General features: G+C 60.6%; 7 protein-coding genes. 5 read left to right on the forward strand and 2 right to left on the reverse strand.

Features of this window, described 5'->3' with window-relative positions:
* On the reverse strand, positions 1-636 hold a 636-nt coding region (locus ABY403_RS13585), incomplete at its 3' end, for a hypothetical protein (protein WP_372841368.1).
* 402 nt (positions 637-1038) lie between these two features.
* On the opposite strand from ABY403_RS13585, the gene ABY403_RS13590 reads away from it, so the two are divergent.
* From ABY403_RS13590 to ABY403_RS13610, 5 genes are all read left to right on the forward strand, one after another.
* Positions 1039-1671, forward strand: a complete 633-nt coding sequence (locus ABY403_RS13590; RefSeq protein ID WP_372841369.1) for an ATP-dependent Clp protease proteolytic subunit — start codon at positions 1039-1041, stop codon at positions 1669-1671.
* A gap of 143 nt (positions 1672-1814) precedes the next feature.
* Complete coding sequence (clpX, locus tag ABY403_RS13595; RefSeq protein ID WP_372841370.1) at positions 1815-3077, forward strand: ATP-dependent Clp protease ATP-binding subunit ClpX; 1263 nt, start codon at positions 1815-1817, stop codon at positions 3075-3077.
* Positions 3078-3164: 87 nt separating this feature from the next.
* On the forward strand, positions 3165-3539 hold the full coding sequence (locus ABY403_RS13600) for an NADH:ubiquinone oxidoreductase subunit NDUFA12 (RefSeq protein WP_372841371.1): 375 nt from the start codon (positions 3165-3167) through the stop codon (positions 3537-3539).
* A gap of 2 nt (positions 3540-3541) precedes the next feature.
* On the forward strand, positions 3542-4003 hold the full coding sequence (locus ABY403_RS13605) for an outer membrane lipid asymmetry maintenance protein MlaD (RefSeq protein ID WP_372841372.1): 462 nt from the start codon (positions 3542-3544) through the stop codon (positions 4001-4003).
* A complete protein-coding gene (locus tag ABY403_RS13610; protein WP_372841373.1) occupies positions 4000-4356 on the forward strand; it encodes a DUF2155 domain-containing protein in 357 nt (118 codons plus the stop codon). The genes ABY403_RS13605 and ABY403_RS13610 overlap by 4 nt, the downstream gene beginning before the upstream one ends.
* On the opposite strand, the gene ABY403_RS13615 is transcribed toward ABY403_RS13610, so the two are convergent.
* Positions 4320-4641, reverse strand: a 322-nt coding sequence (locus tag ABY403_RS13615) for a leucyl/phenylalanyl-tRNA--protein transferase (protein WP_372841374.1), incomplete at its 5' end; no start/stop codon positions are given. The two genes, ABY403_RS13610 and ABY403_RS13615, sit on opposite strands and share 37 nt — an antisense overlap.

Here is a 4641-nt window from a genome sequence, read left to right on the forward strand (position 1 = left end):
CATTGCCGCGTTGACGCGCATAATTGGCCGCGCCAGCGCGCGATAAAGCGCCATAGCGGCCAAAACCAGCACGACGACAAAGATCACGCTGGTCTTCGCCGCGGTGTTCAAAAGCCCCGCGCGCAGCGCCGCAAACGCCGGCTCCGGTGTCCATGTCGCGGCAAAGGCACCATAAATCGTGCCGTTGGCACCCGAAATGATGGGTATTGCATAGGTGTAACGGTCGCCCCCGCGGGCCGGGTTGCCAGTTGAAAACGCCGTGCGCGCGGCTTCTTGCAACAGCGCGGCGTTCCCCCCGGCGAGGCTTTGCGCCACGACCTTGTCATTGATATCCATCACCAGCGCGCCGAGCGCGTCACCATGGCTGTCGGCGATCACCGCGTCGAGGATCTGCTGCATTTGCGCGGAATCGTCATTTTGCGCCGCCCCTAAAAGTTGCCGCACGATCATCGGGCTGACAGCTTCGGCGTGAAGCAGTGCTTCGTGTTCAGCGCTGGCACGGGAATTGCCGTAGCTGACCCATGCCATCGACGTGGTGACCACGGCAATTGCAAGCGCAAGGATCAATGTCGCCTTGAAAAACACCGAATGGAAAAATCGCAACAAAGCGCGCCGCGGAAGGTGTGGCAAAGTCATTCAAGTGTCCCTTTTGGTGCGGATCAATCGAGGGCATTGGCCTATCTGGCCACGGTCATGGCGCGCCTGATTGCTGCCCGTTGCAGAACCCCATGCAGGCAATTCGCCGCGGCACAGGGCGCGGCCCGCACAGCGCGAAGCAGGGTGTAAAGGTGCTGCGGGCAATGCCAGTGAAGAGCAAGGAGTGGGAAAAAGGTTCATTTCGGTCCGACGGGTCTGCGGCCAGCGCGGCGCGATCAGCACCGACGTTACCGCGCAACCCTTTCCGCAGAATTAACCGCGAAGCGAGGCGCAGGTGGTCAAACCACCCGCCCACCCTTGCAGCCCCCGGCCCGCGACACTAAGACTTGGTCAAGGATCGAAAGCTATGGAACGCGGATCAGGCAAAAGGCAGGCAGTGTGATGAGAGACCCGATCGACACCTACATGAACACGCTCGTGCCGATGGTGGTGGAGCAGACTTCGCGCGGCGAGCGCGCCTACGACATCTATTCGCGGCTGTTGAAAGAACGGATCATCTTTCTTGCAGGGCCCGTGCACGACGCAATGTCGACGCTGATCTGCGCGCAGCTTCTGTTCCTCGAGGCGGAGAACCCCTCGAAGGAAATCTCGATGTATATCAACAGCCCCGGTGGCGTTGTGACCTCGGGTCTGTCGATTTACGACACCATGCAATATATCAAGCCCAAGGTTTCGACGCTGGTCATCGGCCAAGCCGCCAGCATGGGTAGCCTGCTTCTGACCGCGGGCGAAAAGGGGATGCGCTTCTCGCTGCCCAATAGCCGCGTTATGGTGCACCAGCCCTCGGGCGGCTATCAGGGCCAAGCCACCGACATCATGATTCACGCGCAGGAAACGCAAAAGCTGAAAGACCGGCTGAACGCGATCTACGTGAAGCACACGGGGCAGCCGTTGGATAAGGTCGTGGCGGCGCTGGAGCGGGACAATTTCATGTCGGCAGAGGATGCGAAGGCCTGGGGCCTTATCGACGAGATCCTCGAAAGCCGCGGCAAAGCGGAAACGCCCGAGAAGTGAGCGCGACCGCCTCGCGGCAGTTTGACGCAATGATGACAATTTTGGCGTTGTGATGAACCGGGGGCTGGCCTAGTCTTGCTCTCAAGGGCAGCCCATGAATGGCCCCGGGTGCGCAAACCCCGGGCAAGCCGCAGAGGGAAATGATGGCGAACACAACAAGCACGGACAGCAAGAACACTCTGTATTGCTCGTTCTGTGGCAAAAGCCAGCACGAGGTGCGCAAATTGATTGCGGGCCCGACCGTGTTCATCTGTGATGAATGCGTCGAATTGTGCATGGATATCATCCGCGAAGAAACCAAGACTTCGGGGCTGAAAACCACCGGTGGCGTGCCTTCGCCGCGCGATATCTGCAAGGTGCTCGACGATTACGTGATCGGCCAGGACCATGCCAAGCGCGTGCTTTCGGTGGCCGTACACAACCACTACAAACGGCTCAACCACGGCAGCAAGTCCGAGGTCGAACTGGCGAAATCGAACATCTTGCTGATCGGCCCCACGGGCTGCGGCAAGACCTTGCTGGCGCAAACGCTAGCACGGATTCTCGATGTGCCCTTCACCATGGCCGACGCGACCACGCTGACCGAGGCAGGCTATGTGGGCGAGGATGTCGAGAACATCATTCTAAAACTGCTGCAAGCCTCTGAATACAATGTCGAGCGTGCGCAACGCGGCATCGTCTATATCGACGAGGTCGACAAGATCACCCGCAAGTCCGACAACCCTTCGATAACCCGCGACGTTTCGGGCGAAGGTGTGCAACAGGCGCTGCTGAAGATCATGGAAGGCACGGTTGCCTCGGTGCCGCCGCAGGGCGGGCGCAAGCATCCGCAGCAAGAGTTTCTTCAGGTCGACACCACCAACATCCTGTTTATCTGTGGCGGTGCCTTTTCGGGGCTGGAGCGGATCATCGCGCAGCGCAACAAAGGCAGCGCGATGGGTTTTGGCGCCGAGGTCAAAGACCCCGACGCGCGCGGCGTGGGTGAGTTGTTCAGCGAGTTGGAGCCGGAAGATCTGCTGAAATACGGGCTGATCCCCGAGTTTGTCGGCCGCCTGCCGGTTATCGCCACGCTTACGGATCTGGACGAGTCGGCACTGGTAACAATCCTCACCGAACCGAAGAACGCTCTGGTCAAGCAATACCAGCGCCTCTTCGAGATGGAGGATGTGAAGCTTTCCTTCACGGACGATGCGCTGAAGGCGATTGCGCACCGTGCCATCAAGCGCAAAACCGGGGCGCGCGGTCTGCGCTCGATCCTCGAGGATCTGCTGCTTGACACCATGTTCGAACTGCCGGGGCTGAACACAGTGACCGAGGTTGTGATCAACGACGAGGCCGTGACCAACCCCGCGGTCAAGCCGTTGCTGATCCATGCCGAGACCAAGAAGGGCGCCACCGCGCGCTGATGCGCGGGGCGACATTCTTGCCTCTGGACCTTCGCTACGGCATGGTTCATATCGGGCGCACGAACGACATACGCGGAGGAACGAGCCATGAAATTCCTGCTCCGGCTTCTGACCTGGTGGAACAGCCAGACGATCGGCACCCAGTTCTACACTTGGCGCAAGGGCAAGCTTGTGGGCAAGGACGATCAGGGCAACATCTACTACCGCTCGCGCGACGACAAACGCCGCTGGGTCATCTACAACGGCATTTGCGAGCCGTCGCGTATTCCGGCCGATTGGAATGGCTGGCTTCACCATACCTATAAAGAAGCCCCAAGCGAGGCCGAGATGCCGCGCAAATCGTGGGAATTGCCGCACCAGCCCAACTTCACGGGCACAGCCGCGGCCTATACGCCCGCAGGGTCGCTGCGCCGCGCCGCGCCTGTGGAGCGCCGCGATTACGAGGCATGGCAACCGGAATAAACATGGCCGAGAACCGCGCAGAAGTTCTGGCGGGTGCTGCGGTCCTTGCGATCGCGCTCGGCTTTTTTGTCTGGGCCGCACAGGGGTCAAGCCTTGCGCTGAAGCGTGGCGGCTATGAAGTCGAGGCATCGTTCCGCTCGGTCGAAGGGATCACTGTGGGCAGTGACGTGCGCCTTGCCGGGGTCAAGGTCGGCACGGTGACTGCGCTTTCGCTGAACCCGGTCAGCTTTTTCGCCGATGCCAAGATCGCGCTGAACGAAGGCGTGGTTCTGCCCGCTGACAGCGCCATGCTGATTGCCTCGGAAGGGCTATTGGGCGGTGCCTTTGTAGAGGTGCTGCCGGGCGGTAGCCTAGAAGACCTTGCCGCAGGCGCGGTGATTGAAGACACGCAGGGCGCGGTCAGCCTTATCAATCTGTTGCTCAAGTTCGTCGCGGGTAGCGGCACGGAAACGGCCAGCCCATGATCCGCGCGGCGCTTGCCTTTGCCTTGCTTTTCCCTGCTGCCGCCTTGGCCCAAGAGGTTACGGCGGCACCCGGTGCGGTGCTGCGTGCGCTTGACCGCATTTCGGGCCTTACCACCGATATCGAGTTGGCCGCGGGCGAAACCACCGTTTACCGGCGGCTTTCGATTACACTGGCCGAATGTCGATATCCTTCGGAAGACCCCACATCAAAAGCCTTTGCGAGACTGGTAATCATCGACACCAATTCAGCGGTTGAAAAGTTCAACGGCTGGATGATCTCTGACAGCCCCGCTTTGTCAGCGATGGACGACTCGCGCTACGATGTCTGGGTATTGCACTGCAAGATCAACTGAGGCGTCACGGGCGGCGGCGCCGAGAAATCGGCTGGCGTCAGAAGCGCCTTTTCCAATTGCTCCAGATAGCGGGCGCGCGGGATCTCGATCCCGCCGAGGCTGGCCAGATGCGGGGTCAGATATTGCGTGTCGAAAAGCGTGAATCCGGCGCGCCGCAACCGATCCACCAGCCAGACCATCGCCAGTTTTGACCCGTCGCGGCGGCGCGAAAACATGCTTTCGCCAAAGAAGGCACCGCCCAGAGCGATGCCAAAAATGCCACCGGCAAGCGCGCCGTCCTGCCAG

It is taken from the genome of Phaeovulum sp., assembly GCF_041596715.1.
In the GTDB taxonomy this organism is placed as follows: Bacteria; Pseudomonadota; Alphaproteobacteria; order Rhodobacterales; family Rhodobacteraceae; genus UBA6213.